At 59.0% G+C, this 24,480-nt stretch carries 16 protein-coding genes and 9 pseudogenes; 7 read left to right on the forward strand and 18 right to left on the reverse strand.

Annotation, left to right across the window (positions count from 1 at the left end; genetic code table 11):
• Positions 1 to 4: 4 nt before the first annotated feature.
• From N0Q91_RS00205 to N0Q91_RS00230, 6 genes and pseudogenes are all read right to left on the reverse strand, one after another.
• Positions 5 to 1,232 (reverse strand): annotated as a pseudogene (locus tag N0Q91_RS00205) (metal-dependent hydrolase family protein).
• Positions 1,233 to 1,349: 117 nt separating this feature from the next.
• Positions 1,350 to 3,428: pseudogene (locus N0Q91_RS00210) on the reverse strand (prolyl oligopeptidase family serine peptidase).
• 559 nt (positions 3,429 to 3,987) lie between these two features.
• Complete coding sequence (locus N0Q91_RS00215; RefSeq protein ID WP_275596233.1) at positions 3,988 to 4,917, reverse strand: LysR family transcriptional regulator; 930 nt, start codon at positions 4,915 to 4,917, stop codon at positions 3,988 to 3,990.
• A 515-nt stretch (positions 4,918 to 5,432) separates the two neighbouring features.
• Positions 5,433 to 6,449: a helix-turn-helix transcriptional regulator gene (locus N0Q91_RS00220; RefSeq protein ID WP_275596234.1), complete on the reverse strand. Its 1,017-nt coding sequence runs from the start codon at positions 6,447 to 6,449 to the stop codon at positions 5,433 to 5,435.
• Between the two features lie 239 nt (positions 6,450 to 6,688).
• Positions 6,689 to 6,814: pseudogene (locus N0Q91_RS00225) on the reverse strand (LysR family transcriptional regulator); the annotation flags it as partial.
• A 217-nt stretch (positions 6,815 to 7,031) separates the two neighbouring features.
• A pseudogene (locus N0Q91_RS00230) lies at positions 7,032 to 7,174 on the reverse strand (acyltransferase); the annotation flags it as partial.
• Between the two features lie 357 nt (positions 7,175 to 7,531).
• Between N0Q91_RS00230 and N0Q91_RS00235 the strand changes: the two are divergent.
• The 3 genes from N0Q91_RS00235 to N0Q91_RS00245 all read left to right on the forward strand — a co-directional run bounded on the left by N0Q91_RS00235 (position 7,532) and on the right by N0Q91_RS00245 (position 9,662).
• Entirely contained in the window at positions 7,532 to 8,071 is a 540-nt protein-coding gene (locus N0Q91_RS00235; protein ID WP_275596381.1) for a MaoC family dehydratase, read from the forward strand.
• A gap of 318 nt (positions 8,072 to 8,389) precedes the next feature.
• Positions 8,390 to 8,632: a helix-turn-helix domain-containing protein gene (locus tag N0Q91_RS00240; RefSeq protein ID WP_275596235.1), complete on the forward strand. Its 243-nt coding sequence runs from the start codon at positions 8,390 to 8,392 to the stop codon at positions 8,630 to 8,632.
• Between the two features lie 565 nt (positions 8,633 to 9,197).
• A complete protein-coding gene (locus N0Q91_RS00245; protein ID WP_275596236.1) occupies positions 9,198 to 9,662 on the forward strand; it encodes an Lrp/AsnC family transcriptional regulator in 465 nt (154 codons plus the stop codon).
• 842 nt (positions 9,663 to 10,504) lie between these two features.
• Here the strand turns inward: N0Q91_RS00245 and groL are convergent.
• The 5 genes and pseudogenes from groL to N0Q91_RS00270 form a co-directional block, all read right to left on the reverse strand.
• A complete protein-coding gene (gene groL / locus N0Q91_RS00250; RefSeq protein ID WP_275596237.1) occupies positions 10,505 to 12,133 on the reverse strand; it encodes a chaperonin GroEL in 1,629 nt (542 codons plus the stop codon).
• Between the two features lie 43 nt (positions 12,134 to 12,176).
• The gene (gene groES / locus N0Q91_RS00255; RefSeq protein ID WP_275596238.1) at positions 12,177 to 12,491 is read right to left on the reverse strand and encodes a co-chaperone GroES; all 315 of its coding nucleotides are present in this window, start codon (positions 12,489 to 12,491) and stop codon (positions 12,177 to 12,179) included.
• Positions 12,492 to 12,899: 408 nt separating this feature from the next.
• The gene (gene nodD2, locus N0Q91_RS00260; RefSeq protein ID WP_275596239.1) at positions 12,900 to 13,865 is read right to left on the reverse strand and encodes a transcriptional regulator NodD2; all 966 of its coding nucleotides are present in this window, start codon (positions 13,863 to 13,865) and stop codon (positions 12,900 to 12,902) included.
• Positions 13,866 to 14,114: 249 nt separating this feature from the next.
• Positions 14,115 to 14,414, reverse strand: a pseudogene (locus N0Q91_RS00265) (cytochrome P450); the annotation flags it as partial.
• Positions 14,415 to 14,433: 19 nt separating this feature from the next.
• Positions 14,434 to 14,667: pseudogene (locus N0Q91_RS00270) on the reverse strand (cytochrome P450); the annotation flags it as partial.
• 505 nt (positions 14,668 to 15,172) lie between these two features.
• On the opposite strand from N0Q91_RS00270, the gene N0Q91_RS00275 reads away from it, so the two are divergent.
• Positions 15,173 to 15,448: a phospholipase effector Tle1 domain-containing protein gene (locus tag N0Q91_RS00275; RefSeq protein WP_375341859.1), complete on the forward strand. Its 276-nt coding sequence runs from the start codon at positions 15,173 to 15,175 to the stop codon at positions 15,446 to 15,448.
• A gap of 141 nt (positions 15,449 to 15,589) precedes the next feature.
• On the opposite strand, the pseudogene N0Q91_RS00280 reads toward N0Q91_RS00275, so the two are convergent.
• From N0Q91_RS00280 to N0Q91_RS00305, 6 genes and pseudogenes are all read right to left on the reverse strand, one after another.
• Positions 15,590 to 15,964: pseudogene (locus tag N0Q91_RS00280) on the reverse strand (LLM class flavin-dependent oxidoreductase); the annotation flags it as partial.
• A gap of 120 nt (positions 15,965 to 16,084) precedes the next feature.
• The gene (locus N0Q91_RS00285) at positions 16,085 to 16,609 is read right to left on the reverse strand and encodes an SDR family NAD(P)-dependent oxidoreductase (RefSeq protein ID WP_375341858.1); all 525 of its coding nucleotides are present in this window, start codon (positions 16,607 to 16,609) and stop codon (positions 16,085 to 16,087) included.
• Between the two features lie 49 nt (positions 16,610 to 16,658).
• Positions 16,659 to 17,394, reverse strand: a pseudogene (locus N0Q91_RS00290) (SDR family NAD(P)-dependent oxidoreductase); the annotation flags it as partial.
• Positions 17,391 to 17,930: a nuclear transport factor 2 family protein gene (locus N0Q91_RS00295; RefSeq protein ID WP_275596241.1), complete on the reverse strand. Its 540-nt coding sequence runs from the start codon at positions 17,928 to 17,930 to the stop codon at positions 17,391 to 17,393. The gene N0Q91_RS00295 and the pseudogene N0Q91_RS00290, both read right to left, overlap by 4 nt.
• A gap of 124 nt (positions 17,931 to 18,054) precedes the next feature.
• Positions 18,055 to 18,303 (reverse strand): ferredoxin, encoded by a 249-nt coding sequence (locus N0Q91_RS00300; protein ID WP_275596242.1) that lies wholly within the window; start codon positions 18,301 to 18,303, stop codon positions 18,055 to 18,057.
• 33 nt (positions 18,304 to 18,336) lie between these two features.
• Complete coding sequence (locus N0Q91_RS00305; protein ID WP_275596382.1) at positions 18,337 to 19,515, reverse strand: cytochrome P450; 1,179 nt, start codon at positions 19,513 to 19,515, stop codon at positions 18,337 to 18,339.
• 1,018 nt (positions 19,516 to 20,533) lie between these two features.
• Between N0Q91_RS00305 and N0Q91_RS00310 the strand changes: the two genes are divergently transcribed.
• Both N0Q91_RS00310 and rpoN read left to right on the forward strand, forming a co-directional pair.
• Positions 20,534 to 21,073, forward strand: coding sequence for a peroxiredoxin (locus N0Q91_RS00310; protein ID WP_085034634.1), 540 nt, complete (start codon positions 20,534 to 20,536; stop codon positions 21,071 to 21,073).
• Positions 21,074 to 21,146: 73 nt separating this feature from the next.
• Positions 21,147 to 22,601: an RNA polymerase factor sigma-54 gene (gene rpoN / locus N0Q91_RS00315; protein ID WP_275596243.1), complete on the forward strand. Its 1,455-nt coding sequence runs from the start codon at positions 21,147 to 21,149 to the stop codon at positions 22,599 to 22,601.
• 37 nt (positions 22,602 to 22,638) lie between these two features.
• Here the strand turns inward: rpoN and N0Q91_RS00320 are convergent, their stop codons facing one another.
• Complete coding sequence (locus N0Q91_RS00320; protein ID WP_345774954.1) at positions 22,639 to 23,169, reverse strand: nitrogen fixation protein NifQ; 531 nt, start codon at positions 23,167 to 23,169, stop codon at positions 22,639 to 22,641.
• 584 nt (positions 23,170 to 23,753) lie between these two features.
• Between N0Q91_RS00320 and N0Q91_RS00325 the strand changes: the two are divergent.
• A pseudogene (locus N0Q91_RS00325) lies at positions 23,754 to 24,299 on the forward strand (hypothetical protein).
• The last annotated feature ends 181 nt before the right edge of the window (positions 24,300 to 24,480 follow it).

Consider the following 24,480-nt stretch of genomic DNA (forward strand, 5'->3'; position numbering starts at 1 on the left):
GTGGTTAGCGGTCTTTTACAACACGACCGCCTTTGATTATTGTGCGAATGCGCTTGGTGTCGGCAAGGATCGACAGGTCCTTTAGGGGATTGCCGTCGATCACGATTACGTCCCCGAAAGCCCCCGGTGCGATGGCCCCAACCCTGCCCTCCAGCTGGAGGACCCGGGCGGCGTCCAACGTGGCGGAGCGGATCACTTCGTGTGCCGATAGGACACGGCCGCGTAGTTCAAACTCTTGCGCCTGATACTCGTGCATTCCGCCGAGTAGGTCCGAGCCGTAGCCCATTGTTACTCTAGCCTCCCGCAAGGTCTCCAATGCCGTGAGACCCGCAGACAGGATGAAATCGATTTTTTTCGAGCGACGGCGCAGGCATCCCATGTTCGGCGCCCTCGCGTGCCAACGCGGCATATGTGATGTTCGTAGGAACCACTACGGCGCCCAATTTGCGGATGCGCTTGGCGGTCGCCGGAGTAATCAGGTTTCCGTGCTCGATCGACCGTACCCCGGCCTCAAGCGCCCTGCAAATCGCTTCATCCGTGTATAGGTGAGCGGCAACATAAGTGTGCTGGTGCGCCGCTTCCTGGACCACCGCCTGCAGTTCGGGAAGGCTGAACGCCATCCCATCGATAGGGTCTGTCGGCGATGAAACACCGCCGCTGCCCATGACCTTGAGGAAGCGGGCCCCCGCCTTCAGCTCCTCCCTGGCCGCCCGTCGCACTTCCGATTCGCCGTCGCAAATACGGCCAAGCGCTCCGAGTTGGTCAACGTAAAAATCTGCAGTGCGCCGATTGTGCCGATCGCGAAAATCGGTGTGGCCGCCCGTCTGAGACAGTGCCTTGCCGCATATGACGAGGCGCGGTCCCTCGATAAGCCCGTGCTCGACAGCGTCCACCAGACCTCGATCGGCGCCGCCCATGTCGCGGACCGTCGTAAAGCCCCTGCTCAGCATTCCGCGCATGGTGTTCGCGGCATAGAGCGCGACGAGCGAGTTGGGCAGCTCAGCGTTCGCGGCAAGGTTTCCTTTCGCGGCAACCACATGCACGTGGCAATCAATCAGCCCCGGCATGACGAAGCGCCCCGCCGCGTCAAATATGCGGGCGCCCGCCGGGGCCTTTACGCGCTCTCCGACTTCAGCAACGAATCCATCCGCCAGCAGAACATCAACCCGATCCGCAGCACGATCCCCAGTGCCATCCACGATGGCAGCATTGCGAATAACGATTGCCTTCATCACGCATCCCCACGGTTTTCGCCAAAAGTCCCCACTGACCGAAAGCCATCACTCCTCTGAAATGACGTGCGGGTCTCCGTTTCCGCCTACGCCGCCCAAAGCAGTGATTGCCAGCCTTCACGGAGAGGCGGCAAAATCGATAGCGTCGCGAAGGAAATAGTAGCCGCGGGCGAAGAAGGCGGCCCGTTCACGATTGTCTATGCCGAAACCATGACCGCCAGCATCGTGTTCGTAGAAGTGGGCCGAATAGCCGAGTGCTTGCAGCTTTGCAGCCATCTTACGCGCGTGCCCCGGGTGGACGCGGTCGTCCCGCTTCGTTGTGGCGAGTAGGATCGGGGGTAGGATCGCCCTGGCTCGGCGGCGTGATAGGCAGAGATTTCTCTGAGGAAGGCCCAATCCTCCGGCTTGTCGGGATCGCCGTATTCGTCAATCCAACTTGCGCCTGCGAATAGCTTCGTGTAGCGGCGCATGTCGATGAGGGGAACTGTGCATAACAGTGCGCCGAAACGCTCGGGATATCGGGTAAGCATGTTGGCGATGAGGAGGCCGCCATTTGAGCCGCCTTCCGCGCCTATCCGCCCCGGCCGCGTGACGCCCCTGCGCACGAGGTCGGCGGCTACGGCGGCGAAATCGTCGTGGGTTAGACGCTTTCCCTCCCTTCGCCCCGCCTCGTGCCAACGCGTGCCGAACTCGCCGCCGCGGATGTTCGCCACCACGCTCGTGCCGCCGCGTTCCAGCCACAGCTTACCGATTGCGGAGTTGTAGCAGGGCAGATTGGAACTGCCGAAGCCGCCATAGGCGGTGAGGTGAACCGGTGCATCTCCGTTTTCTTTCGCCGGCCCGACCTGGGTATAGGGGATCATCGCACCGTCCGTCGAGACCGCTTCGTGGCGCGTGACTATCACACCGGATGCGTCGAAATTCTCCGGCGTGCTTTTCAGGATCACCGGGGCGCCGAGACTCGGCGCAGCGTTCAGATCAAGCAGGAGAAGCTGCGGCGGGTTTATCGGATCTTCGGCCGAAACGAGGACCTCTCCATTGCTCTCGTGAGTTGCCGCATCGAGCGACCAAACGTGAACAGTTCCCTCGGTGGGTACTGTGCTTAGAACGCAGCGCGTCCATTCCTGTCGGCCGGGGGTGAACACTTCAAAACCCGCGACGAGGTTGTCGAGATAAGAGACAACGAGCTTCCCGTCATTCCAGAAGAAGGATTGCAGAAAGCACCTGTCACCCGGTTCGAAGAAGATGGCAATTGCCTTCGCCGGCGATGAAGGCAGATAGTGAGATGCCGATCAGCACATCGGCGGCATACGTCTTACCGCCGATCGTCCAGGGGCTGCGCGGCTTTACCGCCAGCCAGTCGCCGAAGACGGTCCCTTGTGCGTCCCGAGGAAGATCGAGTTGCGTTTTCGGACCGTTCCTGTCGCCGATCCAGCAAATCGAATCGAGATAGGCCGTTTGATCGGTGAACCAAACACGCCCGCTCTCGGCGGTCCGGCCCAGCTCCACGAACGCACCGACGGATTCGGGGCCCGCCTCGAAGATGACCGGGGCGGCGAGTGGATCCGAGCCGCGCTTCCACAACCGCACCGTGCGCGCATAACCGGAGCGAGTGGCCATGCCATCCCCGAGCGCACTGGTAAGTAGAAGCGTATTAGGATCGAGCCAGCCGATGTCCCCTTTTGCCTCCGGAAGATTGAAACCGTCAACGACGAGGCTCCGCGAGCCGAGATCGAATTCGCGAAGCACGACTGCGTCGCTGCCGCCGCGCGACAGGCGCAGGACGGCTCTTTCGCGTCTCTCCGGCTCGACCGCGGCGCCGTCCCAGACCCAGTCTTCTCCATCGCTTGCCGCTAAGGCATCCAAGTCGAGAACGATCTCCCAATCCGGCTCTGTCGTCATATAGGAGGCGAGCTTCGTTCTACGCCACACGCCTCTCGGGTTTGCAGCAGCTCGCCAAAAATTATAGATGTACCGACCGCGGCGGGTGATCAGGGGGATCTTGTCAGGGCGGTCGAAAATCGCTGCGAGCGTGTCGCGGTCGCGTTCGAACTGCGGTCCGCCGAGGCGTGCCAGTGTTCTCGCCGATTGCTCCGCCACCCAGGCAAGGGCGTCTTCGCCATCGATGTCTTCAAGCCAGAGATAAGGGTCATTATCGGGGGCATTCAGCGCCGGGCGAAAATCGATACCAATCATGTCAGAACACCCATAACCGTAAAGCACTCCGTCATTCGGGGACCCGGAATTCCATCATCGCGGATGTTGCCCTTCGTTCTTCGTTCCACCTCCTGACAGCAGAGTCAAAAGTTGTGCCAACTGCACATGACGTTCTTCCCGGATGGATTCACGGGCTACAGCGGGAGCAATCAGCAACTGGCCGAACACTCCCGTGTCGCGGACTCGACATCCGGGCTGCAGGCTGCTGCTGCTCAATCGTTTCAAAAGCGACTCCCGGCCCTGCGAGACGGCGGCTGCTCCGGAGTGGCGTCGCAATCGTGGGAGCCTGAGCGCTGGTTCGCCCCGCGAGCCCGCCGGCGTTCAAGCTTCACGCGGAGGTCCCGATAGACGGCCCTTCATGATTGCGGCGATCGCCGCAGCTGCGTGGGGAGCGGAGAAGCTTGTCGTGCTCGCCAGGGGCAGCATAGACGCGCTTTGCTACCAAAGCGTGCCATGCCGCCTTTTTTCCCTGTCCCGGATGAAGCCGCGGATCGGAGATGAGCCGGTCAATACTCGCACTGGTCCGGTCGATGAGGGGCTAGGACACGGCAAGCGGCGAAACCATCCGGGACGCCTCCTCGGCCAGCATTTGGCGCATCCACAGGCTTGCCGGATCACTATTGTGAAGCGCGGGCCATTGAACGGCCTCGGTGAACGGAAGGTGTTGTGGCAGCGGAAGCTCGACCATCTGCAGCGGTATTGTTTTTGCCAAATGTTGCGCCAGCCGTAAGGGCATGGTCCCTATCCGCTCGGTGTCCGACAGCATGGGCGGAATCATACTGTAGCCGTTTACGACGACATCGATCCGCCTCTTGCGACCGTGCTCCAGCAAATACCGTTCCTCGATTCCTAGCCTCAGGGTGTCCCCGAATTGGACCGCAACGTGCCCCATCGACAGGTATCTCTCGAATGTAAGTGGCTGTAACAGCCGCTTGTTCGAGCGACAGCCTACACACACGTGCACATCGTCGAACAATTTCGTTCGAGGATGTGCGTTCGACATGAAGATTTCTGGCAGAATTAGAAGATCGACCTCACCGCGCCGGAGAAGGTCCTCATTGTCGTCGGTGGGAGGCCGAAATTCGAAGCTGACGGAGGGAGCTTCACGCGTCGCACGCTCCACAATCCTTTCAAAGAATACGAGCGTCACGTAATCGGAAACGATGATCCTGAAGCGACGATCTGATTGAGCCGGATTGAACGGCTTCCCGGAAATGATGGTGAGCTGAACGTGCAGCAAAGCCTCGCGCACCGCCGAGGCGAGCCCTTCCGCACGCGGCGTAGGGATAAATTCGCGGCCACTCATCGTAAACAGCTCGTCGCGGAAATAGGTGCGCAACCGGGCGACGGCCGCACTCATCGCCGGCTGACTGAGGTTGATGCTGCGTGCCGCCGCCGTGACGTTACGCTCGGTCATGAGCGCGTCGAGCGCGACGAGGAGATTTAGATCAAGGCCTTTGAACCGCATGTCTCTTTATCTATAGCGTGGATGTATGCCGCATTCGTCATTAGTGAAATAAATTGGCACTTTCACAGCACGAGACCGGGTACGAAAACTTTCATGCGCTAATCGCATATTGAAGGCGAATCCGAATATTGCGGTGTCGGATTGCGGACACGCGGTTGTTCTGGCAAGGTGAACGATCCAGCCTCGCGTCGCGCCGATTTTCAGCGGTTGAACGGTCGCCCTTTCCGTCATCCGATGCGTGTTCGGCCGAGAGCTTCTGGCAGTCGACGACACCGATTAGGGGGCGGTCAAACAACGAGGAGCGACTTCCGCTCGGGTCGCTTGCGAAGTTCATCCGTGAAGCGGCGAACAAATTGCCGACTACTGAAGCGTCCGAACGTGACGGATGCTGGCGAGGAGAAAGTCAGCGGCACCACCGGCAATCATCCGGCGGCGCAGAGGCTTATGTACGGGAATGGCTGTCTTTCGATCGCGCAGACCGCTCAATCATTTTTGCCGGTGAGCGCCTCGCGTTGTCACGGAGACCTACGAGAATATGATCCGCAAACGCGCCTCCTTGTTGCGGACGGATTTTCTCCATAGTGTGCCCTATAAACTGCGGAGAACCTCCCGAACTGAAAAAACCCCCATTTCAGGCAGATTTCCTTCAAGAGCATATGGTTCTCTGGATCGAGCAGGTCCTCCCGTGCTGCCCGTAATCGAAGCATCTGTAGATAGGCTGCAGGCGTTGTATCCTTGAAAGCACGAAAGCCAGCTTCGAGTGCTCTGGTGGAAACACCCGCTGCATCCGCCACCATTGGCATTGTAATCGGCTTGTTGATATTGGCGAGCATGAACTCGATCGCGCGGCGCACATGTCCGGGCGCAATCATGCAAGGCTTCTTGTTCAGTAGATGCGACAACCGATGAGGCACCATCCTTATTACTAGGTCGGCAAGTGCCTGCGTAATATGTGCCATCGCTACGGGAGACTGACTGAGAGGGCCATTATCGCGTACTCCCTCGATTATCGCTTCCGTGACATTGCCGATTGTCCTTCCAACTGGCATTGACAGATCGACTTCGGGCAACAGGTCGAGCGAGCCATTAAACGGCACATCGAAAGTTTCGCCAATGGTCCGTTGGATCAGCGACCAATTAAGCACCAACTCGTCTATCAGATTGGATTGCCCGTGCATTGAGACGCCGTCAGGCTCGAAACTCCTGTAAAGAAGCAATTTCCCTGGTTCGGCCCCGGCCATGCGCGAACCGTACGTAACCCCCATGCCACCTCTGCGCGGCACTACGATCGATAGGTGCTCTGTTGCATCGGAACACCCCTGAGCGCGGAACTGAAAACCTGTCTGATGGTAACCAGTAATCAATACTGCGTTCTCCGAGGCAGAAAGATCGATCCCCCAATGGAAGTCTTGAGCCCGGCCGACGAGCTCGGCGTCGAATGTGCCGAAAACCCCTCCGAGGCTTTCGATCATGCTATCGAACGTTGAACCACGATATCGAAGAACGGCATCACCGGCGCTATTTTTCATCATGCATTCTCCAGGTTCAGTATTGCTGCCTTTATCGTTCCTGCGGGTTCAATGGACAAGGACCTGACGAGAGATGTGCGCGTGCACTGCGATCGCGGCGCGTGTCGATAGTGCTGGCAGCCGACAAAAAATCTTTTGCCGATCTCGCGTTAAAGCGACGGCTTAGACTGAACATGATTCCGCCGGTCGAATTTGCATCGCTGCGATTTCAGAGCAACAGCTCGTCTTGGAAATAGGGGCGTACGGGGGGCCGCGCGCATGGCCGGCTGGCTGAGATTGATGCTGCGTGCCGCGGCCGGTGAGTTACGCCCGGTCTTCAGAGCGCTGAGCGCGACGAGGAGGTTTAGATCAAGGCCCTTGAACCGCATGTCTGTTTATGACCGGGCTGGATGTATGCCAGCCGAGCCCTTCATCGACTGCTCCATTGGGGGAAGGTCATTGCCAGAAGTCAAATGGACGGCCGGTAGATCGCCGACGCGGGCATTATGCGCGGTCGGTCCTGCCGGCCGTCGGCGTTGGACTGCGGGCGAGACCGCATGAGCTCGCCAATGAGCGTCGGCGCTTCGGACAAGCAACCGAGGTGGGTCATAGCTCTGGTCCGTTCCGGTCGATTATCTTGCCGGCGGCCAGTCCGAGATCGACCGTCCAACAGGTAGGACGATGACAAGTGAGTCCTCGACGCGCGTGGGCGACAGGTCGGTACGCGCGTGTGGGAGCGTGGAGCGTACGCCGGGCCTCATATCGAATATGTGGATTGGTGCCATCTAAACAATCAATTTATCACACCTGGTCAAATGCTTTAGAACAAGACGAGGTAGAGAACAAAGACAGGAGGTTTTGCGTGCGCTCATAGGTAGGATGTCCTTTATTGGTCACGGATCACCATCTCAGCGCGGCTAAGGCAGGTCCATGCGACTCCTGTCGTGGTCAACCGCAGCGGGACGCAAAAGCGGCACGGTCCCCACGTGACCGTTGTCCGTCGTGCGACTGCTCCAATAGCGTCCTACAATCGTGCCGCCGCGCTTCTAGAGCCCTGGGCCAAACAACTACAGTTCAGCTGCGAGGCCCTCCATCAGGGTGACTACATGCCGCAAGAAATCTCGCTCTCCGATGTCAGGAGCTTGATCGGTAGGGAGATCGGCGTCTCCGACTGGATCACTGTGACACAAGAGACCATCAACAACTTCGCCCAGGCGACGGGCGACTTCCAGTTCATCCACACCGACCCGGTGCGCGCAGCAACGGAGACGCCGTTCGGCGGCACGATCGCGCATGGGTTCCTATGTCTCTCGCTGCTCTCGGCGATGAACTACAATTGCCTGCCGAAGATCCGCGAACTGACCATGGCCATAAATTACGGCTTCGACAAAGTTCGCTTCATGGCGCCGGTCAAGAGCGGCGCACGCGTGCGCGGCCGCTTCACCATGGCCGACGCCCGCTTCTGTGCCGCAAGCATGCTGATGATCATCTATGACGCGACAGTGGAGATCGAGGGGGAAAGAAAGCCCGCGCTGAGTGCAACTTGGCAGACAATCATCCAATTCGACGCGAAGCTGATGTCTGAGCAGGTCCGGGCGACTTTCGCCGGCACGCGCAGGCGCACTATGTCGGCCGCCCCACAATAAAGGTTCGGCTCGCCGTGACCCGGCAGTTTCCCGGAATCCACATCCGCCTTCACTTGGGAGGGTAGGCGAGCCTCCCTCTGCGGCCCCGGACTAGCAGTTCTTACATGCTTCTCTTTGCACAAGGCGCGCGATCGGCAATGCAGGCGTCGAAAGATTCCTGGCTCGCAAAGTGGTCATCACCGGACGGCATGGATCATGCAGCGCCTGCCTTGCAATTGTCATACTTACCGCGATTATGCTGCACTGCAGCATGATCGGTTTGCCTGCCCCTGTAGCTGCCCGCTCCCTTATAATAGAGCATGATCGAAGGAGTACTTTATGACAGATTCAACGAGCAATGCAGGTGCGCCTGTCACGAACGGAGCATACGTCGACATCGGTGACGCTGTTCGGCGATCTCGCGAAGCGGTGGGATATAGCGTCGAGGATCTTGCCTTGACCTGCGGACTGACTGGCGCGGAAATCACAAGGATTGAACTAGGTGATGATGTCGACCCGGACAAGCTCAGGCGCATCGCGGCGGCACTTCGAGTGCCCACCTCCACGTTCCTGCTGAACTAGCGATACGTGCGTCACGCTGCTGGCGAGACCCCAACCTCCTGAGTGCAAAGGCCACATAGTGACACCGCCACGGCTTGTGGAATCTCGCCATGCTCGCCGATCATAAAATGACCATGTGGCCCTTGACCATGGACGTACTGGCTTTGGCCGCAGCAAGGTCGGGTTCAGCCCGGCCTTTTTGTGTACGCTACCGGACCCAATCGGTCCCCTCTGTTGTGCTCCTGCCAATAGGGCTACAACTGTATTATCAGCGGCTGGTTACACAGGCCGCCGCTGGCTGGAAGATGTGCGCTTTCGCCCCAACTAAGCGAGTTGCGCAATTCAGCCACTCAAGCACACGGTCTGGTCATCCCGTGGACACTTTCCACAGCGGCGCGGCCTCGGATGCGCATGGCGAGCACGTCGTGGTGATCACCGACAGGAGTTTTTACTCGGGCGATGGCGCCGCCATGCAATCTTCTGCTCTCCGAATCGGAGCACATACGCGCCACCTTCGGACCCGACCACCTCGGGATGCCCATCGACTTATTCGCGTCGGCAAAGGTCCAAATTTCGGAGATCCAGAATGGATTTAGATCAAATTGATCGAAAGATTCTCAACGCCGTGCAACACAACAACCGTCTTACTACAGAAGAATTGGGCGAACTTGCTGGCGTATCGAACACCGCTTGTCAGCGGCGATTGAAACGACTTAGGGAAGCTCGTGTCATTGAGGCTGATATTGCCGTGGTTTCGCCAGAAGCGGTGGGCCGGCCCATGCTCATGGTTGTCTCTATCAATCTCAAGCGCGAGCGCCTGGATGTCATCGACAGATTCAAACAAACTATCCAGCGCACGCCTGAGATCATGAACGCCTACTATGTAGCAGGTGATGCCGATTTCGTTCTTACAATCTCAATGCGGGACTTGGCCGAATATGAAGAATTTAGCCGTCGCTTTCTCTACGAAAACTCCGAAATAAGAGGATTGAACACGATGATTGTACTGGACCGGACAAAGGCATCACTAGCTTTACCAATTGACGAGTAAAACAACCACTTACACCAACTGTCTTGGCAGCACTGCGGCTTGAGATGCGCTTTTCAAGGTCAGAAAACACAAGCTTCTTCATACTCGCTTCCTCTCTTTCTGAAGCGCGCTAAAAACGGAGCAACCCACCGGTGGTGATCTTTCGAGCACGTCAAGAAAACACCCTCCGACGTGACTTCGCGAGGCGCAGACAATTGTGGTGGAGCCTTACTCCACCGATTACGCCGACCGTTTGTCGGCAGCACACGCCGTCACCATGTTGCTAACGCCCCGCTCCAAGGGGCCTCAAACATCGTGCCATTCGCGCCAACAAGCGTGGCGGACGTTTTTCGGTTCTTTCAAATGTTTAAGTGAGGGTGCATCGAGGGACGGGCCAAACAATGTGGCCGCGGAATCGACACAGCCGACAGCCACGCGTCCTCCCGCTCGAATACGACGTCTCGAAGGGCAATCGGGGCTGGCCACAGTGCGCCGGGTGCTTGGCGGGTGTGATCGTGCCGATGATCATCTGGAGCCGGCTTCGTGGGAGGATGTCCAACAATCCACAGCAGGGCTGCGTACACGGTTGCACCGCATAATATTTCGGGCATGCCACACCGGCTAGAGTCGTGTCCCTTGTGACGGGTCGCGACGCCGAGATCGAGCCTTGTAAACGTCGGCGCCGCTACATCTTCGACTTCGACAGACACGCACGGCCGTAAAGCCCTAAGAGTGGAGGGCATTCGCCCCCCCCCGCCGTGAGCCGCTGGAACACCAACGACCGCTGGTTTCCGTGAGGGGACGAACGCACTTTACCTGAAGCTCTCGCTAGCCGATGATGCGAAACGCGGGTTCAGGCGGGACTAGAAGTCCATTCCACCGCCCGGCGGCATTGCCGGCGGAGCCTCCTTCTTGGGCTTCTCGGCAATCATCGCTTCGGTGGTGACGAGCAGGCCGGCGATCGAGGCCGCATCCTGCAGCGCTGTGCGGACGACCTTGGCGGGGTCGATTACGCCCATCGAGACGAGGTCGCCAAATTCGCCCGTCTGGGCATTCCAGCCATAGGAGAATTCCGCCTTCTCGCGTAGCTTGCCGACGATGATTGAACCTTCCGCACCGGCGTTTTCCGCGATCTGCCGCGCCGGAGCTTCGATGGCGCGGCGAACGATCTCGACACCGACCCTCTGGTCTTCATTGACGGTCTGCACGCCATCGAGAGCCTTGACTGCTCGCAGCAGCGCCACACCGCCACCCGGCAGGATGCCTTCCTCAACTGCCGCACGCGTTGCATGCAGCGCATCATCGACGCGGTCCTTCCGTTCCTTCACTTCGACTTCCGTCGAGCCGCCAACGCGGATGACCGCGACGCCGCCGGCGAGCTTGGCGAGGCGCTCCTGCAGCTTCTCGCGATCGTAGTCGGACGTCGTCTCTTCGACCTGCACCTTGATCTGCGCGACGCGGCCGTCAATGTCGGCTTTGGCGCCGGCGCCGTTGATGATCGTCGTGTTCTCCTTCTCGATCGAGACCTTCTTGGCGCGGCCGAGCATCTCGAGCGTGACGTTTTCGAGCTTGATGCCGAGGTCTTCGGAGATCACGGTGCCGGCCGTCAGGATGGCGATGTCCTCGAGCATTGCCTTGCGCCGGTCGCCGAAGCCGGGGGCCTTAACGGCCGCGACCTTCAATCCGCCGCGCAGCTTGTTGACGACGAGGGTGGCAAGCGCCTCGCCTTCGACATCCTCGGCGATGATGAGGAGAGGCTTTCCCGATTGTACGGCCACTTCGAGAACGGGGAGCATCGCCTGCAGGTTGGAGAGTTTCTTTTCGTGGATCAAGATATAGGGATCCTCGAACTCCACCCGCATCTTATCCTGGTTCGTGATGAAATAGGGTGAGATGTAACCCCGGTCGAACTGCATTCCCTCGACCACCTCAAGTTCCGTCTCCGCGGTCTTGGCTTCCTCGACCGTGATCACGCCGTCATTGCCGACCTTCTCCATTGCTTCGGCGAGATAACGGCCGATCTCCGCGTCGCCATTCGCCGAGATGGTGCCGACCTGGGCGATTTCCTCATTCTTGGAGACCCCCCGCGCGTTGGCTTTGAGCTCGGCGACGAGCGTATCGACTGCGAGGTCGATGCCTCGTTTCAAGTCCATCGGGTTCATGCCGGAGGCAACGGCCTTGGCACCTTCCCTGACGATCGCCTGCGCGAGTACCGTGGCGGTCGTGGTGCCGTCGCCGGCGATGTCGCTCGTTTTCGACGCCACCTCGCGCAACATCTGCGCACCCATGTTCTCGAACTTGTCTTCGAGCTCGATCTCCTTCGCCACGGTAACGCCATCCTTGGTGATGCGCGGTGCGCCGAAGGACTTGTCGATTACGACATTGCGGCCTTTCGGCCCCAGCGTCACCTTGACTGCGTTGGCAAGCGTATCGACGCCGCGCAACATGCGATCTCGGGCATCGGAATGGAATTTTACGTCTTTTACACCCATTGTTCACTCCTTCGCTGAATTCTAGTGGGTGGCAGCCCAGCCCTCAGGCGGCCTTTTTGTCCGCGCCCAAATCTTCGATGACGCCGAGTACGTCGGGTTCCTTGAGGATCAGCAGGTCCTCACCATCGATCTTGATCTCCGTGCCCGACCATTTGCCGAAGAGCACGCGATCTCCGACCTTGACGTCCAGCTCGACCAGTTGACCTTGCTCGTTGCGAGCCCCCGGACCGACGGCGATCACCTCGCCTTGCTGCGGTTTCTCCTGGGCTGTATCGGGGATGATAATGCCGGCTTTCGTTTTCTCTTCGGACGAGACGCGGCGGACAAGAATGCGATCGTGGAGCGGTTGGAACTTCATGCCTTCCTCCTGAATGAACGAATTGATAATGCTCTTCGCCGGACCGATGCACTCCGGACGAGCGAGTCCGTTCCGGTAACTGGCAGTGGTTGATCTGGTCCTGTGGAAAATTGAATTCAAGAGCAGGCGACCAACTTTTTAGCACTCATCGGTCGCGAGTGCTAAAATGCCACAACGGCCGACGGAGGATTGCCTTTGCGCGGTCTTCGACAGGCGCGACACACTGGAATCCGCGTCTCTGGTTCTATCGAGACAGGGGCTTGACCGAAGCGGGCTGTCACCGGCCCTTAGGTAAGACGCTTGCGCCGAGGACATTGAAAAGGGATCTCAGCGCGGCACCACCATCTTCATGGAAGACCGGAGACGAGGAGGCGCACTTGTCGCGAGCAATCCCTCGTCGCGCGGGTGCTATTGAACAACCTGTTGAATGCCGGGACCCTCCAGAGTTTCCGGGGCACGCGGCGAGACCATACGCGACGCCTCCTCTACCAGCAGCTCGCGCATCCAGAGACTTGCCGGATCACTATCGTGAAAAGCCGGCCATTGGATTGCTTCGATGAACGGTGGGAGTGGGAGTGGCAGCGGAAGCTCGACTATCTGAAGAGGTATCGATTTGGCGAAATGCTGCGCCAACCGTAGGGGAATGGTCCCTACACGCTCGGTGCCCAACAGCATGGGCGGAACCATGCTGAAGCCCTGTACTGCGACCTCGATGCGTCTCTTGATACCATGCTCGAGCAAATACCATTCTTCGAAAGAGGGCTTCCGCGTATTTCCGAACTTCACGGCAACGTGGCCCAGTGACATGTATCTCTCGAATGTGAGTGGCTCTGACAGCTGCTCGTTCGAGCGGCAACCGACGCACACAAACGTGTCCTCAAACAGTACTGCGTGAGGATCCAGCGACATGAATGCTTCCGGCATGATCAGAAAATCGACGTCGCCCCGCCGGAGTAGCTCCTCGAAGTCGTCGCCAATCGGCAGACAATCGAAGCTGACCCCGGGAGCTTCCCGCGCCGCACGCTCAACGATCTTTTCGAAAAAGACGAGTGTGACGTAGTCGGAGAGCACGATCTTGAAGCGGCGATTTGACTGGGCCGGCTTGAACGGTTCCCAGGACAGAATGGAGTGCTGGATCCGCAGCAGAGCCTCGCGCACCGCCGAGGCGAGCCCTTCCGCGCGCGGCGTGGGGATGAATTCGCGGCCAACCAGCGTAAACAGCTCATCATCGAAATAGGTGCGCAACCGGCCGACGGCCGCGCTCATCGCCGGCTGGCTGAGATTGATGCGGCGCGCCGCCGCCGTGAGATTGCGCTCGATCATCAAAGCGTCGAGCGCGACCAGGAGATTTAGATCAAGGCCCTTGAACCGCATTCCGTTATCTATCCATATCGTGGATGGTTTCTATCCCAAACTGACAGCATTCTTTATTAGTAATACAAATTGTTCGAAATCAAGGCGGTCGCCGCCACATTTCTCCAGGGGGCGCATTTATGCGGTCGTCACCCGAGGCGGCGGTGGGAAAAAGCGATTGTATCGCGTTTCGCTGCCGTCTAGCCTTGCGGGCACAACAAGCCATCCAAGTCCGCTGGGAGACAACACGTTCTGGTAGGCCGCAAACTGCGCTACGATCGCGCGCAACCGGGCATGCTCGCCCCCCTCGTGCGAGACCAGCCACCCCGGCGAACCGAGAATCACCGAATCCGGGGTGAATGCCGCCGGCGGCATTCCCGCGGGCCGGAACGCCGCGTCGGACAGTACCGCCTTGGCCTCGTCGTAGCCTGTCACCCACCAGCCTTCGTGCCCGGACGGGAAACGCACGCGGTGGATCGGACCGTTGGCGCGTAGCGCCAACATCTCGGGCGAAGGCTCGATGTGCTCGACGCGCCACATCGGCAGCGTCGGCAACGGTTGTTCGGACATGGCGGCACTTCACTCTCGAAGCGATGGAAGGGCGGAAGGTGACCGGCAGGCGCTGCGGGCAGCGAATGACGTAAGACGGCTGTAGACGACGTCCTGCGCGGCGATGGTCAGCGCCAGATTCTCCAGCCGCACGAACAGCACGGGGAAGGCGCATCGCAATTCCAGGAGCGCCAGCGCAGCGCCCAGGCAGAATGCGGCCCCGACCGAACGACAGGTGCGGGTTGTGCCGCCGGGTGACATCGAACCTGTCGGCATCGCCATAGATCGACTGGCTGTAGGATTGGTGAAGCAGGTTCGAGCGTATCCGCCACCGACGTGTCCGCCAATACAGCCTCCGGACCAGTCCCACACCGCCGGTGGCAGTTTCACTCCTCGCTCAGGATCTGCCGCTTGGTTGCACCGCTCGCGACGAGCGCAATTGTTGTGGCTCCCAAAAGAAGAACCCTAGATCGCATCCAACACTTCCCTGCATTTTCTCGGTCCACAACCGGGCGCCAAGTTATTGCCACAGCAAACCGTCGGAACGGACCAGACGCGAACAGCGAGGCGCGCCGTGTCCGTCCCGATGACCATCGCACTGCGATTGGTGATGATGCCGGAACAAAGCAAGTCGCGTGCCGAAGTGAATTCGCAGGCTCAGCAGGCACTTCGTAGCGGCGCGTAGCGTCAGGTTTCTGGCATTTTGTCTCAATGCCGACACCGGCGCAGCAACTGCCCGACAAGGACCCTGCTCTCGCGCTGAAAGTGCGGGGCAGCCCTTGCGCGATGTTTTCCAGCATCCGGATTGGCTGCAGCAGGTGTGGTTCGCCGGAAACCACTCCAATGTCGGCGGTAGCTATCCGGAAAACGAAGCCCGCCTCTCCGACATCTCGCTCGGTTGGATGGCGCATGCGGCCGAGAACTTTCCCGAGGGCAAGACGCCCGACGGCTTCGGCATCGAGGTAGACGATAGATTCCTGAAGCTGAATCTGGATCCGCTTGGTCCGTGGCACGACGAGCGCGAACCCGGTCACTTGCGGGGGCAAGTCAAGTAAACATCAACCGTTTACGGCTTAGAACTTGCTTAAATTGCGCCGCTCCGGCCTTGGCGCCACTCACGTCGAGCGTGGCCGGATTGAGTCGCGGCCGGGCCGTTGGTGCGTAGCCGAGTTGATCGCCGGGATGATCTTGTCTCCTCAGAGTTCAATGTGCCTCAGCATCATTTTCTGGTCGAAATCGCCCAGTTGCGTCTGGATGGCAATCTGAGACGGCTTTAGCACACTGATTTCTTCAAGTAGGCGATCGATTACGCGATTCACACTGCCGATCGGCAGGTTCTCGCGCAGGATTTCAAACGACAGGTCCTGTTGCGTCGGGGCTTCCTCCAGCAGATAACCGTCCTGGCTCTGCTGGCGACGCTGTTGCAACGCTTCAGATAGTCGTCGCTGAAAGCGGGCGTTCTCGAGATAGCTGTTGATCTCCGCCTCGTGATCGCTGGCGTAGCAGCAGCGCAGCAGTGATATCTTGGCTTTGGTGACACTCTTCCTTTCGCTGGCCGCTGCCTTCTCGACGTTTTAACGGCGGCAGGCGCGCGGATAAGGCAAGGGGCGATGGTGGCTGTCCGAATGCCCCCGGGTCCGAGTTCGGCCGCCATGCACCTGGTCAGGATCTCGATCCCGCCTTGAGAGGCTTCAAAAACGTGGCGCGCTGCAGCCGGCAGAAAGTTTGATCGACGCAACGTTAAGGATCACCCCTCCGGGCCGCATCATCTTGATCGCCTCACGCGCGCAAGTGAAGCCGCCGGTAAGGTTGACATCCAGGACGCGCTCTGTCTGCACTTGTTGTTTCCCTGGGCCAAAACTATCGGCCACGGCAGCACTGTTGGCCAGGACGTCGATCTGTCCGAAGCGCCCTCGAAGTTCTTCGAACAGCCCCACCACCTCACCTTCGACGGCCACGTCCACGGCTTTCGCCACGTGCTCGCCGCCGAGGGAACCGATGAGCTCTTCCGCTGCAGCGCCATCTCTGTCGGCTATTACGACGGTGTCGCCGTTTGCGGCAAAGCGGCGAACGACGGCCGCGCCTGTGCCGTTGGCTCCGCCCGTGACAAGCACGATGCGCGATGCGCTGTACTCGGCCGGACGGGAGAGTTCGGCTTCTGGTGTCCCATACACCGGCGGGTGCGCGTCGCCCGGCTGGTTGAAACACACCGCCATCAACAGTCAGAAACGACCCGTTGATGTAGCCAGCCTCCCGGCTGGCCAGAAACCGCACAACCCGGGCGATCTCGTCGGGACGCGCCATTCGCCCCATCGGCACGCGGCGACGAACCGCCGCGAGATCGATTTCGCCATTGCGTTCCAGTTGGCTGAGCATTGGCGTGCGCACATACTGCCGTGACGCGGATGCCGCGCGGCGCCAACTGGCATGCCAATGATTTCGTGGTCGAGATCAGGCCCGCTTTCGAGGCTGCGTAGGCGTTTCTTCTTGGATTGGAGAGCACGCCCGCCAGCGAGGCGACGTTGACTATGACGCCGCTCGGCTGCATACGTCGCGCGGCTTCGCGAGCCATGGCAAAGGGGCCGATCAGCTTTACTGCCAGGGCACGTCGGAAAACGTCGACACCGGTGTCAATGGTCGCACTTATCGAAGGCCCGATAGCCGCGTTATTGATGAGCACGGCGACCTGCGCGAACCGTGCCTCGACGCGGTTGTAAAGCGCACGAATATCCTCCTCTCGCGAGACATCGAACTCAACGCCGAGATGCGAGCTACCCAGACCGCGACCAATTCGAGCACGCCGCTGCCCGGGAGGTCTGCGGCGACGGCAGTGTCTCCATCCTCTGCAAAAGCATCGACCAGGGCGCGGCCGATACCCCCTGCAGCGCCTGTAATAATGATGACGCGTTCTGCTTGTCTCATGAGATAAGTTCTCCTGACCAGCGTTAGTAATTTCACGCCAAAGGGAACCGTTGCGTACGGCGAGCAGCGATCGCCTCACCTTCGTGCAGGAGAGCGACGCTTGCAAAGCGCGTAGATCGGGTCGTCCGGATGCGATGTTCCGATCGGCTGTCGGAGACCGAACCGCTTTTTCTCTGAGGCCGTCTGCGGGGTCTGCTCCTCAAGCCAATCGTAGACCACCGTGCGCTCGGCAATTCGCCATTCCCCTTCCCTCTTCTCAAACAGGTCGCAGTATCGGCCGCAAAGGAGCGTCTGCCGGATTGTCCTTCCGCCGTCCGGTCCGCGTTGGAGCGCCGTGAAATAGCTCTCGACGGCGGCTTCTGTCGGGCTGATGAACTCGATCAGAACATTCGTGATCTGATGGACGTTGCGCGGTTCGGTCTTGAAGACACCGAGCGCGAACTCGATGAAGCCTTCCACGGAGCCGGAATAGGCGCCGTGATTGTCATTGGCATCGGGCCAGTAGGAGCTTCGCAGCGCCGCCTCGTCCGCCCGGTCTATTCCGCGGCAGTACCGATAGAGACAGTCGCGGATTGCCTCGCGGTCGAGCAATTCGGCGATTTTTTTGTGGTCCATGGTCTTGTCGCAAATTTTGAGTTGGAAAGAGGCGTTTCGGCGCAACCAGCCCAGCAGGTGCAATCTTCGTGTGTTCGGCGGTACGGCAGCCGCGCTCAGGCAAACCCGGCCTGGCCGCTGCGCTCTACTTGAACCCTCCACAGGCTTGATTGAACAATAACCGAGCAAGCAAGGCATCGGCTGTGCAATCGATTTCCAGCGCACGTTCGGGGCAGGATCGAGCGCCTCGTGACGCGAGGAGTTCGTCCCTCTCAGCTACCTCGATGTCTCCAGGTAGAACGTAACCCTCGTCATCCAGTTTGAAGATGTCCGGCGCTTGCGCCCAGCATCGGGCATGCCCTTGGCACTTGTCGTTGTGGACAATGATGCGCATGCGGTACCTCCGTGTGTTTGCCCGCGCCTATGGTCAGGACCAGTCCACAAACAGATTCTCGATTCCGAACACATGACCGCCATAGGTGATGGGTGCTGTACCTTCCTTGATACGGAAGTCAGGAATGCGGGATAGCCACTCCTCCAGGCCGATGACGATCTCCCGCCGGGCAAGGTGAGAACCAAGACACCGATGGGGGCCATAGGCAAAGGCGGTATGGCGGTTGTCTTCCCGTCCTAAATCGATCGTGTTCGGGCTCTCGAATTCGGCCGGGTCGCGATTGGAAATCATCGTGGCGCAGGAAACATAGTCCCCCTTGCGGATCGGCGCGCCATCGAAATCAATGTCTCTCGTTGCCACGCGGATCATCTGTACGGTCGAATAGGCGCGCAGCAATTCTTCGGCCGCGAGCCCGATGCGATCCGGTTCGCTCCGCAGCAATCGCTGGTCTTCGGGGTTGCGGGCGAGATGCGCGAGGTCAAATCCGATGGCCGTGGCGACCGTGTCGAGTCCTGCGACGAACAGAAGCACGCCAATGCCCCGGACTTCCTCATCGGTCAGCGGGCGACCATCGACCTGTGCCTCGACTGCGAAGGTCATGAAGTCATCAGCCGGTTCCTTGCGGCGCATGGCTGCAAGTTCGTCGATAAACGCCACAATCGCCAAGGCTGCCGCCGTTCGTTTGACATTATCTCCGTGGAGCAGATCCTTTCCCCAGCTGACAAATACGTCGAGCTGCTCGTCCGATAGCCCAAGAAAGCCGAGGAAAATACTGACGGCAAAGGGGAAAGCAAAATCTCTCATGACGTCGCAGCTTGTGCTCGCCTCGTAAAACCTGTCGATGAGCGAGACCGCGCGCTCACGGATGGCCGGCTCCAGAACCATGACCCGCTTGGGCGAAAACAGCGGGTTAAGTAGCGAGCGAAAAACGCCGTGGGCTGGTGGGTCGAGTTCCAGCGGTATCATCGGCCAGTTCTGTCCCAGAGCCGAGGCGAAGATGCTGCGATGGCTCGAGAACGTCGCGGTATCCTGTAACAATCGACGTTGGTCCTTGGCGCGAGTGATGACCCAGGTGCCCCGGCCATCTCGAGTGTTGTTTGGAGAATAAAAGATGGGCGGCCCGTCGTGGAGGCAAGCGACAGCTGCGTGAGGATCCCCGTTGGGCATGCGTTGCATGCCAGGCGACGTGAACAGGCTGAAGTCCCTCACCATTTCGGGCGGGACATGATCTGGAACCGGTTTGCGGGCCACGTGGTTTCTCCTCAAAGGTCATGCACTCATGCGCGCGTGTGAAATTGGCCCGGCGATCATCGGCGTTGATTACTGGCGAGGGCCGTTGGGCCTTGGATTCTGCTGCACCATGCGCCGACCCGCGCACCAGCGCAAAAGTGATCTGCCGCGAATCTAAGCAGCAGGGCATCCGGGTCGGTTCTCGTTCATGAAGGCTCAGCTTACGCGCGCTGAAGTTCAGATGTTGGTCAATCACCGGTGAGCTTTCCGAGGCACTGCGGACATCCGCCCTGCCACCATCGAAGCAAATTGCGTGCCGTTTAGGCCGCACCAATGGTCCACACCGGTTGCATGCCTTGCCTAACTGGTTAGGTCCGGTTTCCGACATAGTTGTTCCACTTCGAACATAAGGCGGTTTGCGGCTAGACACCGAAGAGCGCATGCAAACGCCGCGATGCAATCCGACCTCAAACACTCGCCTAAACATGAACCGGTGCAACCTGGATGATATGCGCCATTCGACAAACCTATCATAGAAATGGAGGCGACCCGTGACGGAAGAGTACAAGCCCCCTCATGACTTCGATTCTACGGCGCGCTTTTGGATACCAGTTCCTGATACCAATGCTGTTTGCGAAGCTAACCGCGAGCTTCACCCTGGACAACGGGCATAATTCCTCCTTTCCGCATTACTCATTGCTGCGTCATAGAACAGGCCGCCTCCCCTGGCGTACCCTTCTCTTGAGGTGGTCGCCAAGATATCTGACAGCTATCATTAGCCTCGACATTGTTGTCCGGCTTCGAACACATGAAGGTTCACTTCGGGACAACAAAGCAAACGCGACGACCCGCGCGAGCCAAGGCTGCTCGGCCTAAAAAGAGCGTGATCCCTCCCATCTCGAAATGGCATGGCAGTTGCACGACCGGCATGTAGTCGAAGGTCCGTACGCATCAGGCATCGAGAGCGATGCGTCCGTTTTCTTGTAGAGGAGCAATATTGATGACCATGAAGAGGAAGGTTCCCTTCGTCACCTTTCGCACGCGTGTTCGCGATGAGTCTATTGGTGGCGCAAACCCGTACCGTTGGGAAAACAAGACATCGGACGACTATTTCAGCGGCAAGCGCGTAATTCTGTTCTCGCTCCCAGGCGCCTTCACGCCAACCTGCTCCACCTACCAACTGCCTGATTTCGAGGACCTCTACACCGAGTTCAGGAAGGAGCGCATCGACGAGATCTACTGTCTCTCCGTCAACGATGCATTCGTCATGAACGCCTGGAGCAGGGCCCAGGGGCTGAAGAACGTGAAGCTCATTCCCGACGGCTCGGGCGAATTCACGCGCAAGATGGGCATGCTGGTTGCCAAGGACAATCTCGGATTCGGTATGCGCTCCTGGCGCTACGCTGCGATCATCAATAACGGCGTGGTGGAGCAGTGGTTCGAAGAGGAAGGCTTATCGGACAACTGCGAAGCCGACCCCTATGGCGTCACTTCTCCGCAAAACATTCTTGAAAGGCTTAAGGAACTGGCCGCCGCATGACCTAAGGAGCGATCATCTCACAGCTACCATCACGCACGGCCCAATGCGCCGCTCGGCAGGAGTTTCGCTCAACATGGAGTCCTCAGTAAGCCTTCTTCAGCGTCAGCAGCAATCGTTCGTAATGACGCCTCAACTCATCGCGTCGATTCGGCTGCTACAACTGGCGCATGCTGAACTGCATCAGTTCGTAGAGCAGGAGATGGAGAAGAACCCATTCCTGGAGTTAGCGTCGAACGATAGCGCGACCTCTGGCGATCTATCGTCGATGCCGGGAGAAGATCCAAACATCTGCACGCGGGAACACGACGTAGATGGGCCGAGGGCCGAGACCTCGGAACTGCTCACCCAGTGGAAATCGATCCGCGACACAGCCAATACCGCCGCGGCGGAAAGGCCTGCTCTAGAAGATTTTGTCGCCTCAACGGAAACACTGCACGACCACGTCGCTCGGCAGATCGCCCTCACTGCATTCACGCAGCAGGAGCGGCTGATTGCGAGCGAGCTTACCGATCATCTGGAGGACACTGGGTATATCCATGTAAACCTGTTGGAGCTGGCCCGGAGGCTGAATGTCCGAGAGGCTGATGTAGACCGGGTTCTCAAAACCTTGCAGCTCTTTGATCCACCGGGAATATTCGCACGAACTCTCAGCGAATGCCTTGAGATACAGTTGCGCCAGCGAGATCGATTTGACCCAGCGATGGCAGCGTTGGTCGCCAATCTTGAGATGCTGGCGCAACGCGACTTTCAGGCATTGACGCGGCATTGCGGAGTTGATGAAGACGACCTTCTCGACATGTTGCATGAAATTCGGACGCTCGACCCCAAGCCTGGTAACCGATATCAATCCGGAGGTCCGGACTATATCATACCCGACGTCTGGGTCCTGCCCTCGCCCGGTGGTGGATGGCAGATCGAGCTTAATCCGGACACGCTGCCCAAAGTGCTGATCAATCAGTCCTATTTTGCCGAAGTCTCTCGCCTGACCGCCCACAATCCAGCAGATCAGGCATTCCTGAACGAATGCTTGGAAAACGCAAGCTGGCTAGTTCGCAGCCTCGATCAGCGCGCCAAGACCATCCTCAAGGTAGCGACTGAAATCGTGCGCCAGCAGGATGTGTTTCTGGAACATGGCATCGCCCATCTGCGGCCGCTCAATCTCAAGACCGTCGCTGACGCGATTGACATGCACGAGTCGACCGTAAGTCGGGTGACATCGAACAAGTATATGCTCACTCCGCGCGGGGTGTTCGAACTAAAGTATTTTTTCACAGTCGCGATCGCCTCCACTCAAGGCGGGGATGCGCATTCCGCTGAGGCTGTCCGCCATCGTATCAAGGCGATCATCGCCGCAGAATCCTCCGATGAAGTGCTTTCCGACGATGAAATCGTCGCCCGACTCAAGGAAACCGGCATCAGCATCGCGCGCCGCACCGTCACGAAATATCGGGAGGCAATGAACATCCCCTCCTCCGTGCAACGCCGCCGCGAAAATCGTGTTCGCCGTCAAGGGCGATCAAGGGCCTGACTAAAGATCCCGCTCGCGATCCTGGTGAGCAGGTACCCTAGCCTTCCTCCGGACCGAAGCAACTCTTGAACTCTTTGCATTCCCGGCAAGTCGGTGCGGCACAGAGCGAAAAGCCTTCGGCCTCGCAGAGCTTGTGGTAGAGATACTTCTTCCACTTCATGTTGTTTGTGTTGCCCGCCGCCAATGTCGGGAAATGCGTCGCAAGCAAACGGCTGAGTTCGGACCGGTCGACGAGGCCGAGCTCCTCCCAGAGATGACCATCGCGCAAGGCACGCCGGGCGATGATTTTGGCAAAGCGGGCGCTTGTGGGGTCGGCGGGGCGGCCATGAGTCAATAGCAGGCGACGCAGAAGTTCTTCTTCCATGCCTGGCTCGGAGTCACGCACCTCTTCCAAGGAGAAGCCGTGAATGAGGCTTGTGGGGAAAATGCGGATCAGGATGTCCAGCAACTCGGCACGCGAAAGGCCGGTTGCCTCAGTCGCCGTAGCCTCACCGGCCTCTACCTCATCGAGCGCACGCGAAAGAACACAGGCAAGCACATGTTCCTCGAAATCCATCTCGAGGTCCATCCGCGGCCGTTCGCCAGTGCTGGGCGCTTGTGAGTGTCTTCGCCGACTGGGCTGATAGAATATTCGCACTCCGCGGGTGATGCCCGTTCCCGAGAAAATTCGCATCTGACGCCGATCTGACATGCTGCTTGTCCTTCCGTTGCCACCGATCGATGTCATATCGGTCGGCAGCTCCCGCCACCTTGTGACAAGGGACCTTCAAGAGTCGTGCCAGCCGTGCAGCAAGACTCTTGGAACTCATTTTCTACGCCTTTTCAATAACGTAGATGAGATACAGCAAGGATTGATCGAACAAAGTGTCTCGGAATCGACAAACGCGACATCGCCGCTCCTTTTGCCCCCGAGTACGGTTAGTCAGGGCTCTAGGCGAGAACGCGGCGCACCTGAGTGGCGATCGCGCCGTTACCCAAGACGGAGGACGAGGCCCTCGAGCCTGTGAGGCTGCGCAAGCCTGGGCGCTGCTTGGTACGGTCCTTGCTATTGACTCTGAAGCAGACGCAAGCGGTACGGCCGCAGTCGGGCCGCTCGCCGCAAAAATAAACATCTAGAAGGCTAGGTGCAGACCACAGGAGGAGCAGCAGCGGATGACGTGCATTGTCGGCTCAGTCAACAACGGGTCAGTTCACATCGGCGGCGATAGCGCTGCTTCGTCGGGCCACTCGCTTACCATCCGGGCCGATCGCAAGGTCTTCCGCAAGCAGGACTTCATCTTCGGTTTTACGACCGCTTTTCAGGATGGGCCAGCTGTTGGCGCACTCCTTCGAGCCGCCAGAAAGGCATGCCAAAACTGATGTTTTAGCTTTTATGGTAACCGAGTTTGTGAACGCACTCCGCCGATGTCTGCAAGATGGCGGCTTCGCACAGCGGCACAACGAAGCCGAGCAGGGTGGAACCTTCCTAGTCGGCTATGCCGGACGGCTCTTCAAAATCACCGCGGACTATCAGGTCGGCGAGTCGGTCGAAAGCCTTGAGGCCTGCGGATGTGGCCAAGAAATAGCATTGGGCGCGCTTTTTGCCTCCCCAACTCTCCGCCTCACGAAAAATTAACGATAGCTCTCAACGCGGCTGAGCGCTTTTCTACCGGCGTACGCGGCCCGTTTCACTTCGAAACGCTGGAACCGACCGAGTGAGTGAGGGTCGAAGTCAAGGTCGCCCTTATGGCACACTAGGTTAAGAGCAAGGTCCAGCAGCGCCGACACGCGCCCGACGGGCCCTTCCGCGGCGAGACTGCCGGGAGTGGCAGCCCCCGCAGGCAAAGCGTTATTCGACCCACCCCATCAAGGTGTCGAAACCTCCGGACAAGGGTTCGGC

The organism is Sinorhizobium prairiense, assembly GCF_029201645.2.
In the GTDB taxonomy this organism is placed as follows: domain Bacteria; phylum Pseudomonadota; class Alphaproteobacteria; order Rhizobiales; family Rhizobiaceae; genus Sinorhizobium; species Sinorhizobium meliloti_A.

Excerpts from the sequence above, each read along its gene's own strand:
- N0Q91_RS00220 (WP_275596234.1), bottom strand. The coding sequence starts at position 6,449 with ATGATGAAAAATAGCGCCGGTGATGCCGTTCTTCGATATCGTGGTTCA.
- N0Q91_RS00235 (WP_275596381.1), top strand. The coding sequence starts at position 7,532 with ATGCCGCAAGAAATCTCGCTCTCCGATGTCAGGAGCTTGATCGGTAGG.
- N0Q91_RS00310 (WP_085034634.1), top strand. The coding sequence starts at position 20,534 with ATGACCATGAAGAGGAAGGTTCCCTTCGTCACCTTTCGCACGCGTGTT.
- N0Q91_RS00295 (WP_275596241.1), bottom strand. The coding sequence starts at position 17,930 with ATGGACCACAAAAAAATCGCCGAATTGCTCGACCGCGAGGCAATCCGC.
- N0Q91_RS00245 (WP_275596236.1), top strand. The coding sequence starts at position 9,198 with ATGGATTTAGATCAAATTGATCGAAAGATTCTCAACGCCGTGCAACAC.
- groL (WP_275596237.1), bottom strand. The coding sequence starts at position 12,133 with ATGGGTGTAAAAGACGTAAAATTCCATTCCGATGCCCGAGATCGCATG.
- N0Q91_RS00285 (WP_375341858.1), bottom strand. The coding sequence starts at position 16,609 with ATGGCGGTGTGTTTCAACCAGCCGGGCGACGCGCACCCGCCGGTGTAT.
- N0Q91_RS00240 (WP_275596235.1), top strand. The coding sequence starts at position 8,390 with ATGACAGATTCAACGAGCAATGCAGGTGCGCCTGTCACGAACGGAGCA.
- rpoN (WP_275596243.1), top strand. The coding sequence starts at position 21,147 with ATGGAGTCCTCAGTAAGCCTTCTTCAGCGTCAGCAGCAATCGTTCGTA.
- nodD2 (WP_275596239.1), bottom strand. The coding sequence starts at position 13,865 with ATGCGGTTCAAGGGCCTTGATCTAAATCTCCTGGTCGCGCTCGACGCT.
- N0Q91_RS00300 (WP_275596242.1), bottom strand. The coding sequence starts at position 18,303 with ATGCGCATCATTGTCCACAACGACAAGTGCCAAGGGCATGCCCGATGC.
- groES (WP_275596238.1), bottom strand. The coding sequence starts at position 12,491 with ATGAAGTTCCAACCGCTCCACGATCGCATTCTTGTCCGCCGCGTCTCG.
- N0Q91_RS00215 (WP_275596233.1), bottom strand. The coding sequence starts at position 4,917 with ATGCGGTTCAAAGGCCTTGATCTAAATCTCCTCGTCGCGCTCGACGCG.
- N0Q91_RS00305 (WP_275596382.1), bottom strand. The coding sequence starts at position 19,515 with ATGGTGAGGGACTTCAGCCTGTTCACGTCGCCTGGCATGCAACGCATG.
- N0Q91_RS00320 (WP_345774954.1), bottom strand. The coding sequence starts at position 23,169 with ATGGACCTCGAGATGGATTTCGAGGAACATGTGCTTGCCTGTGTTCTT.